The 16,010-nt window shown below is 64.0% G+C and carries 14 protein-coding genes and 1 pseudogene; 6 read left to right on the top strand and 9 right to left on the bottom strand.

Features of this window, described 5'->3' with window-relative positions; translation table 11 throughout:
• Positions 1–9 precede the first annotated feature (9 nt).
• A pseudogene (locus A0J57_RS06840) lies at positions 10–1,252 on the top strand (methyl-accepting chemotaxis protein).
• 9 nt (positions 1,253–1,261) lie between these two features.
• Here the strand turns inward: A0J57_RS06840 and A0J57_RS06845 are convergent.
• The 8 genes from A0J57_RS06845 to A0J57_RS06880 all read right to left on the bottom strand — a co-directional run bounded on the left by A0J57_RS06845 (position 1,262) and on the right by A0J57_RS06880 (position 9,468).
• Positions 1,262–2,284, bottom strand: a complete 1,023-nt coding sequence (locus A0J57_RS06845; RefSeq protein ID WP_061934693.1) for a hypothetical protein — start codon at positions 2,282–2,284, stop codon at positions 1,262–1,264.
• Positions 2,285–2,378: 94 nt separating this feature from the next.
• Positions 2,379–2,792: a GFA family protein gene (locus A0J57_RS06850; RefSeq protein WP_061934696.1), complete on the bottom strand. Its 414-nt coding sequence runs from the start codon at positions 2,790–2,792 to the stop codon at positions 2,379–2,381.
• 38 nt (positions 2,793–2,830) lie between these two features.
• Complete coding sequence (locus A0J57_RS06855; protein WP_044662013.1) at positions 2,831–3,676, bottom strand: MoxR family ATPase; 846 nt, start codon at positions 3,674–3,676, stop codon at positions 2,831–2,833.
• Between the two features lie 66 nt (positions 3,677–3,742).
• Positions 3,743–4,441, bottom strand: a complete 699-nt coding sequence (locus A0J57_RS06860) for a hypothetical protein (RefSeq protein ID WP_061934698.1) — start codon at positions 4,439–4,441, stop codon at positions 3,743–3,745.
• A 156-nt stretch (positions 4,442–4,597) separates the two neighbouring features.
• Complete coding sequence (rpoD, locus tag A0J57_RS06865; RefSeq protein WP_025549049.1) at positions 4,598–6,643, bottom strand: RNA polymerase sigma factor RpoD; 2,046 nt, start codon at positions 6,641–6,643, stop codon at positions 4,598–4,600.
• Between the two features lie 45 nt (positions 6,644–6,688).
• The gene (dnaG, locus tag A0J57_RS06870; protein ID WP_061934701.1) at positions 6,689–8,590 is read right to left on the bottom strand and encodes a DNA primase; all 1,902 of its coding nucleotides are present in this window, start codon (positions 8,588–8,590) and stop codon (positions 6,689–6,691) included.
• Positions 8,587–8,946, bottom strand: a complete 360-nt coding sequence (locus A0J57_RS06875) for a GIY-YIG nuclease family protein (RefSeq protein WP_328587034.1) — start codon at positions 8,944–8,946, stop codon at positions 8,587–8,589. Before A0J57_RS06875 ends, dnaG begins: the two co-directional genes overlap by 4 nt.
• A gap of 69 nt (positions 8,947–9,015) precedes the next feature.
• Positions 9,016–9,468 carry a GatB/YqeY domain-containing protein gene (locus tag A0J57_RS06880; RefSeq protein WP_025549052.1) on the bottom strand — a complete coding sequence of 151 codons (453 nt, stop codon included), beginning with the start codon at positions 9,466–9,468 and terminating at the stop codon, positions 9,016–9,018.
• 153 nt (positions 9,469–9,621) lie between these two features.
• Between A0J57_RS06880 and carA the strand changes: the two genes are divergently transcribed.
• The 5 genes from carA to A0J57_RS06905 all read left to right on the top strand — a co-directional run bounded on the left by carA (position 9,622) and on the right by A0J57_RS06905 (position 15,677).
• Positions 9,622–10,788 (top strand): glutamine-hydrolyzing carbamoyl-phosphate synthase small subunit, encoded by a 1,167-nt coding sequence (gene carA / locus A0J57_RS06885; RefSeq protein WP_061934710.1) that lies wholly within the window; start codon positions 9,622–9,624, stop codon positions 10,786–10,788.
• On the top strand, positions 10,785–11,072 hold the full coding sequence (locus A0J57_RS06890) for a hypothetical protein (RefSeq protein WP_061934712.1): 288 nt from the start codon (positions 10,785–10,787) through the stop codon (positions 11,070–11,072). Before carA ends, A0J57_RS06890 begins: the two co-directional genes overlap by 4 nt.
• A gap of 44 nt (positions 11,073–11,116) precedes the next feature.
• On the top strand, positions 11,117–14,452 hold the full coding sequence (gene carB / locus A0J57_RS06895) for a carbamoyl-phosphate synthase large subunit (RefSeq protein ID WP_061934714.1): 3,336 nt from the start codon (positions 11,117–11,119) through the stop codon (positions 14,450–14,452).
• An 81-nt stretch (positions 14,453–14,533) separates the two neighbouring features.
• On the top strand, positions 14,534–15,010 hold the full coding sequence (gene greA / locus A0J57_RS06900) for a transcription elongation factor GreA (RefSeq protein WP_025549056.1): 477 nt from the start codon (positions 14,534–14,536) through the stop codon (positions 15,008–15,010).
• A 28-nt stretch (positions 15,011–15,038) separates the two neighbouring features.
• Positions 15,039–15,677 (top strand): rhomboid family intramembrane serine protease, encoded by a 639-nt coding sequence (locus A0J57_RS06905; RefSeq protein ID WP_037482410.1) that lies wholly within the window; start codon positions 15,039–15,041, stop codon positions 15,675–15,677.
• A gap of 19 nt (positions 15,678–15,696) precedes the next feature.
• Here A0J57_RS06905 and A0J57_RS06910 read toward each other — a convergent pair whose 3' ends face one another.
• The gene (locus A0J57_RS06910) at positions 15,697–15,918 is read right to left on the bottom strand and encodes a DUF4170 domain-containing protein (RefSeq protein ID WP_025549059.1); all 222 of its coding nucleotides are present in this window, start codon (positions 15,916–15,918) and stop codon (positions 15,697–15,699) included.
• Between the last annotated feature and the right edge of the window lie 92 nt (positions 15,919–16,010).

The raw sequence follows: 16,010 nt of genomic DNA on the forward strand, positions 1-16,010 counted from the left end.
AACGGGGATTTGTTGACCGACCTGGGGGAAAGATCGGGCGACATCGCATTGCAATGCAGCGAAACGGCGGGTTTCCTGGGGGAACTGACCGGGGCAGATCATCGCGCAGGGGCATGAGGCGATCGGACGTTCCCTGGGCCAGATCACGGAACTGATCGAGAATGTGACCGGACTGGAAGGGCATCTGCGTCAGTTCCTGGACGTCATCGAGACGGTGGGCGACATTTCGGGGCAACTGGGCGCGATCGCCCGCCAGACCCGCCTTCTGGGCGTGAACGCAGCGATCGAGGCGGCGCGCGGCGGCGAGGCGACGCAGGGCTTTGCCGTGGTGGCGGACGAGATCCGGCGGCTGGCCGGGCAGGCGGGCGAGTCCGCCGCGTCCGTGGGCGACAAGCTGGGCCAGCTGGACCGCGATGCCCGGCAACTGATCGGCGGGGTGGAGGCCAATATCCTGCGCGGCCGCGAAGTCGGTTCGCATATCGATACGCTGCGGGTCAGCATGGCCGAGATCGCTTCGCTGGTGACGCAGTTCGGGGACAGGTCTGAAACGATCGTCACCTGCACGGACGAGGCCGATGGCGACGTCGCGGCCCTGCGTCAGGGACTTGCCCGCTTCAGCCAGTCGGCGACGGAAAGCGCGACCCGCGTCGAAACCGCGCGCGGCCACCTGGAAGGGCTGGAGGGGATGGCGAACGCCATGCTCAACCGGGCGGCGCATAGCGGCCATGTCACGCGCAACAGCCGCTATATCGCCCTGGCCGAAGAAGGCGCGGAGGAGATTCAGGCGCTGATCGAGCGGGCGCTGGCGGAGGGGGAACTGGACATGGGCAGCCTGTTCGATACCGCCTACCGGCCGCTGCCCGGTTCCGACCCGATGCAATATGAAAATGGCTTCACCGCCTTTGCCGACTGCTGCGTGCAGCCCTTGCTCGACCGGCGGACCGCGCAGGACAGCGCCATCGTCGGCTGCTGCCTGATCGACATGAACGGCTATCTGCCCACGCATATCAGCGCGCGCAGCCAGCCGCAGCGGCCCGGCCAGACGCGCTGGAACATGGAACATGCCCGCAACCGGCAGATATTCATGGACAGCCAGACCCGCCGCGCGCTGGACGGCGATGGGGACTTCTTCCTGTTCACCTACCGCCAGGATCTGGGCGAGGGGCGTTATCGGGCATTGCGCAGCGTGTTCGTGCCGCTGATGTTCAGCGGACGGCGCTGGGGGCTTTATGAGGTCGGCTATCTGATCTGATCGCCCCTCTCAGCGCAGCTTCACGCCAGCCGTCCGCACCGTCACCTCGCCATTGGCGGCATAGTCGGCGGTCGCGCCGGCCTGGGCCGTCTGAGGGTCCTTTCCGTCCAGGATCTGGGCGATCTGGCGGGCGCTCGGCACCTTGTCATAGACGCCGTAGAGGTCGGTCTGACCCACGGAATGGATGGAGAGCCGATAGCCGTCCTTCGCGGGATCGAACGCGACCATGGTGCCTGCGTCGTCCACCGGCACGATGATCGCGCCATCTGCGGCGCCGGCCTGCTGGAGAATGTCGTAGCTGCCCTCGGCGGTGTCGACCTTGCCCCTTATGCAGAGCGGTTCCTGCCCTTCGCGCGGCAGGGAAATATCGGCGGGCGCGGACGTGGTTTGCGCAGTGAGGCGGGCGTCGCCGCCTTCATTGGCGGGGCAGGCGGCCAGTCGAGCGGGCCTGGTCGCATGGATCAAGGATGCATCATCGAACTGAAGGCCCGCCAGCATGCCGTCCAGCCCGGCCAGCACTTCCTTCCGCCGTTCCGTCGGCCCGGTGACGCGGAGCTTCACCAGCCATCGCCCGGCGTGCAGGAAAGCCGCAGCCGTGGTGAGCGCGCCGTCGGCGGCATCGTCATAGACGGCGCGGATGGCGCCATTGGCATGTCCGGCCACCGCGACGCTGGAATAAGCGGTGCGGCGCGTCCTTGCTCCGAAACGCTCCGTAACGGCCTTGTCCGTCATATAGGCGGCGAGCGAGGCGTCGGCATAGCTGGGCAGATAGACATAGAGCGTCGCCTGGACCGCGCCGTCGTCGGACAGATATTGCGCGTAATTGTCGATGCCCTTGCCGCCGTTGGAAACCTCCCCGCTCTTGGCGAGCGACAGGCCGGCCACGCTTTGCGGCATGCCGATCCCCGCGGCGTCGGCGCGCAGGGCGGTGGCGGTCGGTGTCCAGGCTTCCCGTTCCTCGGCCGCGCGCGCGAACGCAGGCGCTGACAAGGCCAGCACCGCCGATATAAGGGACAACGCACGCTTGGGCATTGGCATCCTTCCCTAAATTCATGGCCGTCTTTTCGCGGCTTTGAATGTCAGGAGGAAAGTTGAGCCGAAATGCACCGGCTGCGCAAGCGGCCTTTTAGCTTACGGGGGGCATTTGTGCCGGATAATGGGGCAGATCAGGGTCCAGATGCGCCCAGGCGGGCGCCGCGTCGGTCCAGATGACGGCCTGAGGGGCCAGAAGATCGGGATCGTCAAGCGCTCCGGCGCGGACGAATGTCAGGTGCGGACGCGATTCGGCCAGGCTGAACAGCGGCGTGCCGCATTCGGGGCAGAAGCCGCGCCGCATCGCATTGCCGCTGTCCGCGACGCTGTGGTGCCAGCGCAGGTCGCCGGTGACCGTCAGCTTGTCGGAAGGGAAGCAGACATTCACCGTGCCCGATCCGCCGCCCAGATATTGGCAGAGCCGGCACCAGCATATGCGCGCCGCCAGGGGTTCCGCATCGATGCTGATCCGCACCTGTCCGCACAGGCATCCGGCTTGATGAGTCATGGTTCGCGCCCTTTCGTTGAGCGGGAGTGGAGTGGTCCCTATCGCCCCTGGCGCCGGGCCATGAAGGCGAGCCGTTCGAACATCATGATGTCCTGCTCATTCTTGAGCAGCGCGCCGTGCAGCGGCGGGATCGCCTTGGTGGGATCGCGGTCCTGCAATATGTCGAGCGGCATGTCCTCCGCCAGGATCAGCTTCAGCCAGTCGAGCAGTTCGCTGGTGGACGGCTTCTTCTTGAGGCCGGGCACCTCCCGGATTTCGTAGAATATTTCGAGAGCGCGGTTGACCAATATCTTCTGGATGCCGGGGAAATGCACGTCGATGATGGCCTGCATCGTCTCCCGGTCGGGAAATTTGATATAGTGGAAGAAGCAGCGGCGCAGGAAGGCGTCGGGCAGTTCCTTCTCGTTATTGGAGGTGATGACGACCACGGGCCGTTCCTTCGCCGCCACGGTCTCCCCCGTTTCATAGACATGGAAGGCCATGCGATCGAGTTCCTGCAACAGGTCGTTGGGGAATTCTATGTCGGCCTTGTCGATCTCATCGATCAGCAGGACCGGCAGGGTGGGGGAGGTGAATGCCTCCCACAGCTTGCCCTTGCGGATGTAATTGCCGATGTCGTGAACGCGCGGATCGCCCAGCTGGCCGTCGCGCAGGCGGGCGACGGCGTCATATTCATAAAGTCCCTGATGCGCCTTGGTCGTCGACTTGACGTTCCATTCGATCAGCGGAGCGTCCAGCGCCTTGGCGATTTCCTGCGCCAGCACGGTCTTGCCGGTGCCCGGCTCCCCCTTCACCAGCAGCGGACGGCGAAGCAGCACCGCGGCGTTGACGGCGACCTTCAGATCATCGGTGGCGACATAATCCCGCGTGCCTTCAAACCGCATGTTCCTGCTTCTCATCCTGCCTGTGTCGGGCCAACTATGGCAAAGCAGGGGAGGAGCGCAAAGCCTTTATGCGCGGTTTGCGGCCTGGTCCTTGCCGGCGCGGATCTTCGCGCGGGCCTGAAGGACGTCCCACAGCCCGCGATGCTGGTTCAGCAACTGGCGCGTTCCGAACAGGATGGCGCGGTCGATGGCATCGTCGCCGCCGATTTCCCTGGCGACCTCCAGCGTCGCCGCGCGGTCTGGAAGGTCGCAGACATGGGGTTCCAGCCCGACGCGAATCGCGGCGATGTCCAGCACATGCCGCACGGCACGCCAGTCGAGCACCAGCGCGATGGCCGCCCCCATGGCGCAGCCGCGCCGGTCCGACTGGGCCAGCATGTCGAGGGCGTGGCGCTGCTGGCTGACGACGGTTTCGCAATCGCTCTGCCCCGCCGTGCTGGGGGCGGGGCCGACCGCGACCGTCACCTGGGTCAGATAGGCCCGTTCCCGCGCGAAGGCGTCGGCCGCCTGGATCAGCCAGGCGCGCGCCGCATTGTCCGCCGACCGCGTGGCGGCATGGTCGATCACGCCGGGGTGGCGGCCATGCAGAAGGCAAAGATAATAGGCGGCATCGGCCAGATCGGGCAGCGACAGCGTGGCATTGGGGCCGAAGCTGGCCCGCGCGCCACTGGCATAGCCATGCCCGGCCGTGCCGTCGGCGGCGACCACGGCGTCCAGGATCTGCGATACATCGCCAAATTGATAGCGCGGTGCTGCTTCGCTCATCGTCTTCCCCTAAAGCCCCGCTGCTGGCGCGGCCTCGTGCAGGCGACCCTAGAGAGTCGAGGTAAAAGAGGAGTTTACGCCAGTAAAAAAGGGCGGCCCGAAGCCGCCCTTTCGGATCATTCCGCCGCGTTGCCGCCTCGGTCTGCCGAGGCGCCGCTATTGGTCGAGGAAGCTGCGCATCTTGCGGCTGCGGCTGGGGTGCTTGAGCTTGCGCAGCGCCTTCGCCTCGATCTGGCGGATTCGTTCGCGGGTCACGCTGAACTGCTGGCCGACCTCCTCCAGCGTATGGTCGGTGTTCATGCCGATGCCGAAGCGCATGCGCAGCACGCGCTCCTCGCGCGGGGTCAGCGAGGCAAGCACGCGGGTGACGGTTTCCTTGAGGTTCGCCTGGATCGCGGCGTCCACCGGGATGATCGCATTCTTGTCCTCGATGAAATCGCCCAGATGCGAATCCTCCTCGTCGCCGATCGGCGTTTCGAGGGAGATCGGCTCCTTGGCGATCTTCATCACCTTGCGCACCTTCTCCAGCGGCATGGACAGCCGCTCGGCCATCTCCTCCGGAGTCGGTTCGCGGCCCTGTTCGTGCAGGAACTGGCGGCTGGTGCGGACCAGCTTGTTGATCGTCTCGATCATGTGGACCGGGATGCGGATGGTCCGCGCCTGATCCGCGATCGAACGGGTGATCGCCTGCCTGATCCACCAGGTCGCGTAGGTACTGAACTTGTAGCCGCGCCGATATTCGAACTTGTCGACCGCCTTCATCAGGCCGATATTGCCTTCCTGAATAAGATCAAGGAATTGCAGGCCGCGGTTCGTATATTTTTTAGCGATGGAGATGACGAGGCGCAGGTTCGCCTCGACCATTTCCTTCTTCGCGATGCGCGCCTCGCGCTCGCCCTTCTGCACCATGTTGACGATGCGGCGGAATTCGGACAGCGACATGCCGGTCGCCTGCGCGATCTCGCTCACCTCAAGGCGGATGCGCTCGACCGCGCGTCCCTCGGCTGCGGCGAAGGCGGCCCATTTCTTGTCCAGACCGGACACCTTGTCGAGCCAGCCATCGTCCAGCTCATGATTGACATAGCGGTCGAGGAAATCCTTGCGGCTCACCTTGTGCCGTTCGGCCAGGCGCAGCATCTGCCCGCCCAGCGCGGTCAGGCGCCGGTTATAGGCGTAAAGCTGGTCGACCAGATATTCGATCTTCTGCTGGTGGAACTGGACGCTTTCGACCTCGGCGGTGAGCTGCTCGCGCAGTTCCTGATAGTCGTCCTCCGCCTTCTGGCTCAGCGTTTCGCCATTGGCCATGGCGGCCATGCGCGATTCCTGCGCCTTGGAGAAGGTGCGGAAAATCTCCGTGATGGTCGCGAATTTCTCCAGCGCCATCGGCTTCAGCGTCTCTTCCATCTGGGCGAGGGAGAGGGTGTTGTCCTCCTCTTCCTCCTCCTCCATCCGGCGGGCGCGCCGCTCCGTCAGGCCGTCCTCATCCTCGTCGGAATCGGCTGATTCCTCCTCCGGTTCCTCCTCTTCCTTGAAGCTGGGTCCGGCGGTCTTCTCGCTGATCTCGCCATCGTCGTCCTCGGCGCCTTCCTCCAGATTTTCCGGAGCGGGATCCTTGGACAGCATCGCGTCGAGATCCAGGATCTCGCGCAGCTGCATCTCGCCATTGTTGAGCGCGGTCGACCATTCGATGATCGCGTTGAAGGTGGTCGGGCTTTCGCACAGCCCCAGGATCATCGTGTCGCGGCCCGCCTCGATCCGCTTGGCGATGGCGATCTCGCCCTCGCGGCTGAGCAGTTCCACGGCCCCCATCTCGCGCAGGTACATGCGCACGGGGTCGTCGGTGCGGTCGACCGTTTCCTTCTTCTTCTCGGTAACGGGACGCGGCGAGCCGTCGTCGTCGGCGCTGTCGTCCGCGCTGTCGTCGTCGCCGTCGTCGCGCTGATCCTCGCCGTCCTCGCTGGCTTCCTCATTCTCGACGATGTTCACGCCCATTTCGTTGAGCGCGGACATGATGTCCTCGATCTGCTCGGAGGACATCTGGTCCTGCGGCAGCGCGTCGTTCAGCTCGTCATAGGTGATGTAGCCGCGCTTCTTCGCGCGGGCGATCAGCTTCTTGACCGACGCCTCGTTCAGATCCAGCAGCGGTGCATCGCCGGTATCCGTATCCTCGCCCGCACCCTTGCTGTTCGCCTTGCTCGCCATTTATTCGCCTTAATTCCGCCGCCCCCGTGAAAGGGACGATCCATATCATATAATATCTTCGGACTGCGCCAGTTCCGCCAGGCGGCGATCATGATCCAGCTTCAACTTGCGGACCCTTTGCTGTTCGGCAAAGCTGTCCTCGTTGAGGTCGTCTCTCGCCCGCCGGGTGGCTTCAGCCAACGCCGCCTCAAGCTCCGGTCCCTGCGCCATCACCCGAATGGCCTCGTCCAGATCGCGCCGCACGCGATCCGAGTCGGCCTTGCTTCCATGGGGGGTGAATGTGAACGTGTCGGCCCGAAGCATTCCCTTCGCCATATTATACACTTCACCTTGCCCCAATATGGTAAGGAGGCCACCGGTTTCAACTGTTTCTTTGCTGAACGAGGCCGCGATCATCGCCTTCAGCAGTTCCGCCAGCACGGTGTCGGCGATGCGAAGCCCGATAAGCATCTCGCGATGCAGCGCAATCTGATCGGGATGCCGAAGCAGGCTGGCGAGGACGGCGCGCAGAAGCCGCTGCTCCATACCGCTTGCGCCGATCGCCCTTGCCTCGCTTCCCGCGGGGGGCAGGGGGGGCTTCCAATTGCCGCGCCGGTCGCGCTGCCAGCCGGAGCGGGCGCTGCCCCCGCCGCGCTGATGACGGGGCTGGAAGGCCGCCCGCGCGAAGAACAGCGCGTCATAGCGTTCCCGAAAGGCGTGGACATAATGCGCCCGCACGTCGGGATGGGCGATGGCGTCGGTGATCGCGGACAGGCGCTGCTTGAGCGCGGCGCGCTGCTCCGGCGTATCCAGCGGCGCGGCAGCCTGTTCATATTTCCAAAGGCGCTCGACCAGCGGTTCGGCGGCGCCCAGCACCGCTTCCATCGCCGCAGGCCCCTCCGCGCGGATGAGGTCGTCCGGGTCCTGCCCGGCCGGCAGAGTCGCAAAGGCCAGGCTCATGCCCGGCCGGAGCAGGGGCAGGGCCCGGGTCGCTGCCCGGATCGCGGCCTTCTGCCCCGCCGAATCGCCGTCGAAACAGAGGATCGGCACATCGGCCATCTTCCACAGGCGCTCGATCTGATGTTCCGTAAGCGCCGTGCCCAGGGGCGCCACCGATTCTTCAAAGCCGGCCTGGGCGAGGGCGATCACGTCCATATAGCCCTCCACGACGATGATCCGGCCCGTCTGCCGGCTGGCGGGGGAGGCCCGGTCGATATTGTAGAGCGTCCGCCCCTTGTCGAAGAGCGGCGTGTCGGGGGAGTTCAGATATTTGGGTTCGCCCGCGCCCAATATGCGCCCGCCAAAAGCGATCACCCGGCCTCTTATGTCCCGGATCGGCAACATCAGCCGGCCCCGGAAGCGATCATAGCTGTCGCGCTTTCTGGCATTTCCGCCATCCGGCTCGGCGCCATCCGGGTCGATGAGCAATCCCGCCTCGATCAGCAGCGGTTCGCCAAATTCCTTGAGCGCCGTCTTGAGCCGCCCCCGCCCGTCAGGCGAGAAGCCGAAGCCGAAGGTCCTGGCCGTTCCCGCGGCGATGCCGCGCTGCTGGAGATAGGCTCTCGCCTCCGCGCCCTCAATTCCGCCAAGCTGCTCCTCGAAAAAGCCCTGCGCGGCGGCCATGACGTCATGCAGGCCCCTGGCCTGTTCCGCCCGTTTCGCCGCGCGCGGATCGGGGGCGGGAACGTCCATGCCCGCCGCCTGCGCCAGTTCCTTCACCGCTTCCATGAAGGGAAGGCCGCGATGATCGGTCATCCACCGGATTGCGTCGCCATGCGCGCCGCAGCCGAAGCAGTGATAGAAGCCCTTTTCGTCGTTTATCGTGAAGCTGGGCGTCTTCTCATTATGGAAGGGGCAGCAGGCCTTATATTCGCGGCCCGCCTTCTGCACCTTCACCGTCCGCCCGATCAGGGTGGAAAGGGAGGTGCGCGCGCGCAATTCGTCGAGGAAGGCGGGGGACAGGCTCATGCCCAGCTCAAATCCGCACGCTTGAACGCATCGGCCAGAACTCCGTTCGTTTCGAGCGAAGTCGGGAAACGCTCACGCGGCGGCCGGGCTAGCAGGGAAACCAAGGACCAATTGCCCGCGATCATTGCCTCCTTTTTGACATGCGACCAGCCGCCGACGATCCGTTCCGCTTCCAAGGCTTCAATTCGGGAAGAAAAGGCTTCGCTCCAGACCAGCATGAGCGGCAAGCGCCTGCGTGGGAATTGGCTGCCCTGTCCCGCCCGCTGCCGTCCAATCCTATGGTGGAGGTCATCGGTGCGACCCGTATGATAGCGCCCATCCGAGCATCGCAGCATATAGGTCCAGAACGCCATCATGCGATTATGCCGGAACGTCCATCAATGTCGAGGGCGCGCCGGATGCAGGAAGATTGCGAAAATATTGCCTCAGGAAAGCGCCGCCTTCACCAGCCCGCTGGCCTTGCTCATGTCGATCACCGATCCGTGCCGTTCCTTCAGCACGGCCATGACCTTGCCCATGTCCTTGACGCTCGCCGCGCCCACTTCCGCCTTGATCGCCTCTATGGCGGCCTTCGTCTCGTCCTCGCTGAGCTGTTGCGGCAGGAAGCTGTCGATCACGTCCAGTTCGGCCTGTTCCTTCGCGGCCAGTTCGTCGCGGCCGCCGCTCCTGAACATGTCGATGGATTCGCGGCGCTGCTTCGCCATCTTCTGGAGCACCTCGACCACGACCGTGTCGTCATCCGGCACGCTGGACGCGGTGCGCAGTTCTATGTCGCGATCCTTCAGCTTCGCCAGGATCAGGCGCACGGCGGCCAGCCGATCCTTCTCTCCCGCCTTCATGGCGGCGATTTGGGCGCTTTTGATCTCGTCGCGAATCATGCGAATGAATCCTGTCTCTTCCGGAAAGGTCCAGATATAACGCCAAAAGAGATTTTTAACAGGAGTTGACCCCGCGGCCTCTCGCGCATAGGTGACCGGCCGTTTAACCCGCTTCAGACGGGTTCCCGCAAAAGCATAAAGGACGATACGACCATGGCTGACGCCAAAACCCTCATTGTGCCCAAAGGAGCGACAGGGGTGTTGGTTTTCGCCGATGGCTCCGCCGTCTTCGGCCGTGGTTTCGGCGCTGTCGGCGATGCGGTGGGCGAACTCTGCTTCAACACGGCGATGACCGGCTATCAGGAAGTGATGACCGACCCCAGCTATGCGGGGCAGATCGTCACCTTCACCTTCCCGCATATCGGCAATGTCGGCACGAACCTGGACGATGTGGAGGCGGAGCTGCCCCACGCGCTGGGCTGCGTCGTGCGGCAGGACGTGACGGAACCCAGCAACTTCCGCAATGTCGAGCCTTTCGATCAGTGGATGAAGGAAAATGGCCGCATTGGCCTTGCCGGCGTCGACACCCGCGCGCTGACCAGGCTGATCCGGGTCAAGGGTGCGCCCAATGTCGTGATCGCGCACGATCCGGAGGGGCGGTTCGACATCGAGGCGCTGGCCGCCAAGGCTGCGGCCTGGCCGGGTCTGGAGGGCATGGACCTTGCCATCGAAGTCTCTGCCAAGGAGAGCCGCCTCTGGAAGGATGGCGTGTGGAAGCTGGGCTTCGGCTACGGCCTGGATGAAGCGGGTGAAGAGCGGCCCCATGTCGTCGCGATCGATTATGGCGCGAAGAACAATATCTTCCGCAATCTGGTGAAGGCCGGCGCCCGCGTCACCGTGCTGCCAGCCACCGCCAGCTATGAGCAGGTGATGGAGCATAATCCCGACGGCGTGTTCCTTTCCAACGGCCCCGGCGACCCCGCCGCGACCGGCGAATATGCCGTGCCGGTGATCCGGAAGCTGCTGGACGCGGACAAGCCGGTCTTCGGCATCTGCCTTGGCCACCAGATGCTGGCGCTGGCGGCGGGCGCGAAGACCGTCAAGATGCATCAGGGCCATCGCGGCGCCAACCATCCGGTCAAGCGCCTGTCCGACGGTCTGGTCGAGATCACCTCGATGAACCACGGCTTCGCGGTCGACGCCGATACGCTGCCCGCCAATGTGAAGCCGACCCATGTGTCGCTCTTCGACGGCAGCAATTGCGGCATCGAACTGACGGACAAAAAGGCCTTCTCGGTCCAGTACCACCCCGAAGCCTCGCCCGGCCCGCAGGACAGCTTCTATCTGTTCCAGCGGTTCGTTGAGGGACTCAAAGCATGAAATTCATCGTGATCGCGCCATTTCTCGCTTTGATGTCGACTTTGGCTGAAGCTCAAACCCCGCCAAATTCCCAAACGGTTACAAGCATTGCTGAAGCGGCCCAAATTTGCGGGTTTGATAAGGCTGGCCTGAAGTGGATTGAGAAAGCGCCCGATACCATCGCTATCAAGTTGAGTATGGCAGACATGCAAGGTGCTACACCGAAAATGGCCCTCCTCAAAAACTGCTTCTTTGGCTGGGCATATGATCGAAACGTGAAGGTGGAAGTGGGGCTGGAAGAATAAGACTTTCAGCTTTGGTTGGCCGCGACAATTCACTGGAAAAGATAATGCCTAAAAGAACCGACATCTCCTCCATCCTCATCATCGGCGCTGGTCCGATCATCATCGGCCAGGCTTGCGAGTTCGACTATTCGGGCACGCAGGCGGTGAAGGCGCTCAAGGAAGAGGGCTATCGCATCATCCTGGTGAATTCCAACCCGGCTACCATCATGACCGATCCGGAATTCGCCGACGCGACCTATGTCGAGCCGATCACGCCCGAAATCGTGGCGAAGATCATCGAGAAGGAACGCCCCGACGCGGTGTTGCCGACCATGGGCGGGCAGACGGCGCTCAACACGGCGCTCGCTCTCTTCAACGACGGCACGCTGGAGAAGTTCGGCGTCAAGATGATCGGCGCGGATGCGGCCGCCATCGACAAGGCGGAGGACCGCCTGAAATTCCGCGACGCGATGGACAAGATCGGGCTGGAATCCGCCCGCTCACGCATCGCACATACTATGGAAGAGGCGCTGGAAGCCCTTGAATTCACCGGGCTTCCTTCGATCATCCGCCCCAGTTTCACGCTTGGCGGCACTGGCGGCGGCGTTGCCTATAACAAGGACGAGTTCAAGCAGATCGTGGCCGCGGGCCTCGACGCGTCGCCCACCACCGAGGTGCTGATCGAGGAATCGCTGCTCGGCTGGAAGGAATATGAGATGGAGGTCGTCCGGGACCGGAACGACAATGCCATCATCATCTGCTCGATCGAGAATGTCGATCCGATGGGCGTCCATACCGGCGACTCCATCACCGTGGCTCCCGCGCTGACGCTGACCGACAAGGAATATCAGATCATGCGCAACGCGAGCATCGCGGTGCTGCGTGAAATCGGCGTGGAAACAGGCGGTTCGAACGTACAGTTCGCAGTCAATCCGAAGGATGGCCGTCTGATCGTCATCGAAATGAACCCGCGCGTTTCCCGCTCGTCCGCGCTGGCTTCCAAGGCGACGGGCTTCCCCATCGCGAAGGTCGCGGCGAAGCTCGCCGTCGGCTACACGCTGGACGAGATCGAGAACGACATCACCGGCGCCACCCCGGCGTCGTTCGAGCCGACCATCGACTATGTCGTGACCAAGATCCCGCGCTTCGCCTTCGAGAAGTTCAAGGGGTCCGAACCGCTGCTCGGCACCGCGATGAAGTCGGTGGGCGAGGTGATGGCGATCGGCCGCAACATCCATGAATCGATGCAGAAGGCGCTGCGGGGCCTGGAAACCGGGCTTTGCGGCTTCAATGAGGTCGACCATCTCGTCGGCGCGCCCAAGGACGACATCATCGCCGCGCTCGCCCAGCCGACGCCCGACCGCCTGCTGGTCGCCGCGCAGGCCCTGCGCGAGGGCCTCACCGTCGCTGAAATCCACAATATCGCGAAGTTCGACCCCTGGTTCCTGGAGCGGATCAAGGAGATCATCGACGCCGAAGCGGAAATTCTGAACAACGGCCTGCCGCAGGATGCGGACGGCATGCGCCGGCTGAAGTCGATGGGCTTTTCCGACAAGCGCCTTGCCTATCTTGCCCTCAAATCGGCCAATCTGCGCGGCATGGAACGGGGCATCGCGCGCGGTTCCGGCCTGATCCACGAAGCGGTCAAGGCCATGACCGGCGGCGTCACCGAGGATGAGGTCCGCGCGCTGCGCCACAGGCTGGGCGTGCGCCCCGTGTTCAAGCGCATCGACACCTGCGCCGCCGAGTTCGAGGCGAAGACGCCCTATATGTACTCGACCTACGAAGCGCCGATCTTCGGCGATGCGGAGAATGAGGCGCAGCCCAGCGACCGGAAGAAGGTCGTGATCCTGGGCGGCGGTCCCAACCGCATCGGGCAGGGCATCGAGTTCGACTATTGCTGCGTCCATGCCTGCTTCGCGCTGGCGGAGGCGGGTTATGAGACGATCATGGTCAACTGCAACCCGGAAACGGTGTCGACCGACTATGACACGTCGGACCGTCTCTATTTCGAGCCGCTGACGGCGGAGGACGTGCTGGAAATCCTGAGCGTCGAGATGTCGAACGGAACGCTGGCCGGCGTGATCGTCCAGTTTGGCGGTCAGACGCCGCTGAAGCTGGCGCAGGCGCTGGAGGATGCGGGTATCCCGATCCTGGGCACCTCGCCCGACGCCATCGATCTTGCCGAAGACCGCGAGCGGTTCGCTGCGCTGATCGACAGGCTCAAGCTCAAGCAGCCCGCCAACGGCATCGCCCGCAGCCGTGAGGAGGCGATCGCGGTCGCCAACCGCATCGGCTATCCGGTGCTGATGCGCCCGTCCTACGTCCTTGGCGGCCGCGCCATGGAGATTGTCGACGGCCAGGCCCAGCTGGAGGAATATATCGCCACCGCCGTTCAGGTGTCGGGCGACTCCCCGGTGCTGATCGACCAGTATCTGCGCGACGCGGTCGAGGTGGATGTGGACGCGCTCTGCGACGGCGACGATGTGGTGGTCGCCGGCGTGCTCCAGCATATCGAGGAGGCGGGCGTCCATTCCGGCGACTCCGCCTGCTCGCTGCCGCCCTACAGCCTGTCGGACGGCATCATCGCGGAGATCGAGCGTCAGGCCGATGTCCTCGCCCGCGCCCTGTCGGTCCGCGGCCTGATGAACATCCAGTTCGCGGTCAAGGACGGCGTCGTCTATCTGATCGAGGTCAATCCCCGCGCCAGCCGGACGGTGCCCTTCGTCGCCAAGGCCATCGGCACGCCGATCGCCAAGATCGCCAGCCGCGTCATGGCGGGCGAGAAGCTCAAGGACCTGCCGAAGATCGACCGGAACGCCATCGACCATATCGCGGTCAAGGAAGCCGTCTTCCCCTTCGCCCGCTTCCCGGGCGTCGATCCGGTGCTCTCGCCGGAAATGAAGAGCACCGGCGAAGTCATGGGCATCGACAGCGATTTCGCCACGGCCTTCGCCAAGGCGCAGCTGGGCGCGGGGACCATCCTGCCCAAGGGCGGCACGGTGTTTGTGTCGGTCAAGGACAGCGACAAGCCGGTGATCCTGCCCGCCGTGCAGAAGATGGCGGCGCTGGGCTTCGCCATCATCGCCACGGGCGGCACGGCCCGCTATCTGGAGGAGCAGGGCATCGCCGTCCAGCCGGTCAACAAGGTGGCCGAAGGGCGTCCGCATATCGTCGACAGGATCACCGACGGGGACGTCGACCTGATCTTCAACACGACGGAGGGCTGGCAGTCGCTCAAGGACAGCAAGGCGATCCGCACCAGCGCGCTGCGCGCCAAGGTCGCCAGCTTCACCACGGCGGCGGCCAGCGTCGCGGCGGCGAATGCGATCGAGGCTCTTCGGGGGCATGCCCTTGAAGTGCGTTCGCTCCAGTCCTATTATCCTGTGTCGCAAGCCTGATCCCCTGCACAAGGAAGCACGCTGCGGGTGGCCCCAAGGTCGGGGCCGCCAAAGGGAAGTTTTGACGAAGGATTTGCAAGAATGGCGACCGTCGAGAAGATGCCGATGCTGCAGATGGGCTATGACAAGCTCAACGAGCAGCTCCGCGAGTTGAAGGCCGAGCGGCCGTTGATCGTGGACGCCATCGAAGAAGCCCGCGCGCACGGCGATCTGTCGGAAAATGCCGAATATCACGCCGCCAAGGAGCGTCAGGGCCAGGTTGAAGCCACCATTGCCGATCTGGAAGACAAGCTGTCGCGTGCCCAGATCATCGATCCCAGGACGCTTTCGGGCGACAAGGTCGTGTTCGGCGCGACCGTCACCCTGCTCGATGAGGACGACAAGCCGGTCAAGTACCAGATCGTGGGGCAGGCCGAAGCTGACGCCAAGCTTGGCATGATCAGCTATAACAGCCCCCTGGGCCGCGCGCTGATCGGGCGCCAGATCGGCGAGGAGGTCGAGGTGTCGGTGCCATCGGGCGACAAATTCTACCTGGTCGACAAGATCGATTTCATCTGATCCATCCGTGAAACTGCCTGCCGGTCGCATGACGAACGGGATTGCGGCGATCACCTTCGTCGCCTTCCTGCTGCTTTACCTGACGGGGCAGGTCGATAATGCCGCGATCATGGCCGGCTTCATCCCCGCACGGGTGGAGGATGGCGCCCTGCTGGCCGGCATGGCGGCCGTTCCGGTGTGGCTGACGCCGATCAGTTGCACGCTGGTCCATGCCAACTGGCTGCATGTCGGCTTCAACCTGTTCATGTTCGTCTTCTGCGGGCGACAGGTGGAGCATGTGCTGGACAAGGGCGCGACGCTGCTGCTCTACATTGCCGGAGCCTATGGCGCGACGGCGCTGCAATGGGCGATCGATCCGCATTCCACCAATCCCATGGTCGGCGCCAGCGGGGCCATATCGGCGGTCATCGCGACCTATGCGCTGCTCTACAGCCAGCAGAAGGTCCGGCGGGTTGGACCGGTGTCGGCCAATCTGGTTCGTCTGCTCTGGCTGGCGGCAAGCTGGATCGTGCTTCAGCTCATGATCGGTTTCGCCACGGCGCAGGGACTGGGCGACCTGGGGCAGATTGCTGTTGCCGCGCATATCGGCGGCTTTCTGGTGGGGCTGGTGCTGACGCGCCCTTTGCTGCGCTGGCGTTTCCGCAAGCGTCCCCAGCCCCTTTCCTGACGCCCGGCTTTCCTGCTCTTCAGCCGCTGGGCAGATCGGGTTCCAGCAGCCGGTGCAGGTGCACGATCACATAGCGCATCTCCGCATCGTCGACCGTCCGCTGAGCAGCGCCGCGCCAGGCATTTTCGGCACTGCTGTAATCGGGATAGACGCCGACCAGCTCGATCGAACTCAGATCTTCGAATTCCAGCGTTTGAGGATTTTTGACGCGACCGCCCATTACAAGGTGCAGCTTGCTCATGGTATCTTATGTTCTCCTGCTCGGTGAACCCATAGCGTAGCAGGCCGCCCGCACCCGTCCAAGGGGGCAGGCGGCCGGATCAGCATGCTTTT

Source organism: Sphingobium sp. 22B (genome assembly GCF_001580035.1).
Taxonomy (GTDB): domain Bacteria; phylum Pseudomonadota; class Alphaproteobacteria; order Sphingomonadales; family Sphingomonadaceae; genus Sphingobium; species Sphingobium fuliginis.

Coding starts and splice junctions, on each gene's coding strand:
- carB (WP_061934714.1), top strand. CDS start 11,117: ATGCCTAAAAGAACCGACATCTCCTCCATCCTCATCATCGGCGCTGGT.
- A0J57_RS06860 (WP_061934698.1), bottom strand. CDS start 4,441: ATGAGCGAAGCAGCACCGCGCTATCAATTTGGCGATGTATCGCAGATC.
- A0J57_RS06850 (WP_061934696.1), bottom strand. CDS start 2,792: ATGACTCATCAAGCCGGATGCCTGTGCGGACAGGTGCGGATCAGCATC.
- A0J57_RS06910 (WP_025549059.1), bottom strand. CDS start 15,918: ATGAGCAAGCTGCACCTTGTAATGGGCGGTCGCGTCAAAAATCCTCAA.
- A0J57_RS06855 (WP_044662013.1), bottom strand. CDS start 3,676: ATGCGGTTTGAAGGCACGCGGGATTATGTCGCCACCGATGATCTGAAG.
- A0J57_RS06875 (WP_328587034.1), bottom strand. CDS start 8,946: ATGATGGCGTTCTGGACCTATATGCTGCGATGCTCGGATGGGCGCTAT.
- greA (WP_025549056.1), top strand. CDS start 14,534: ATGGCGACCGTCGAGAAGATGCCGATGCTGCAGATGGGCTATGACAAG.
- rpoD (WP_025549049.1), bottom strand. CDS start 6,643: ATGGCGAGCAAGGCGAACAGCAAGGGTGCGGGCGAGGATACGGATACC.
- A0J57_RS06845 (WP_061934693.1), bottom strand. CDS start 2,284: ATGCCCAAGCGTGCGTTGTCCCTTATATCGGCGGTGCTGGCCTTGTCA.
- A0J57_RS06890 (WP_061934712.1), top strand. CDS start 10,785: ATGAAATTCATCGTGATCGCGCCATTTCTCGCTTTGATGTCGACTTTG.
- A0J57_RS06880 (WP_025549052.1), bottom strand. CDS start 9,468: ATGATTCGCGACGAGATCAAAAGCGCCCAAATCGCCGCCATGAAGGCG.
- carA (WP_061934710.1), top strand. CDS start 9,622: ATGGCTGACGCCAAAACCCTCATTGTGCCCAAAGGAGCGACAGGGGTG.
- A0J57_RS06905 (WP_037482410.1), top strand. CDS start 15,039: ATGACGAACGGGATTGCGGCGATCACCTTCGTCGCCTTCCTGCTGCTT.
- dnaG (WP_061934701.1), bottom strand. CDS start 8,590: ATGAGCCTGTCCCCCGCCTTCCTCGACGAATTGCGCGCGCGCACCTCC.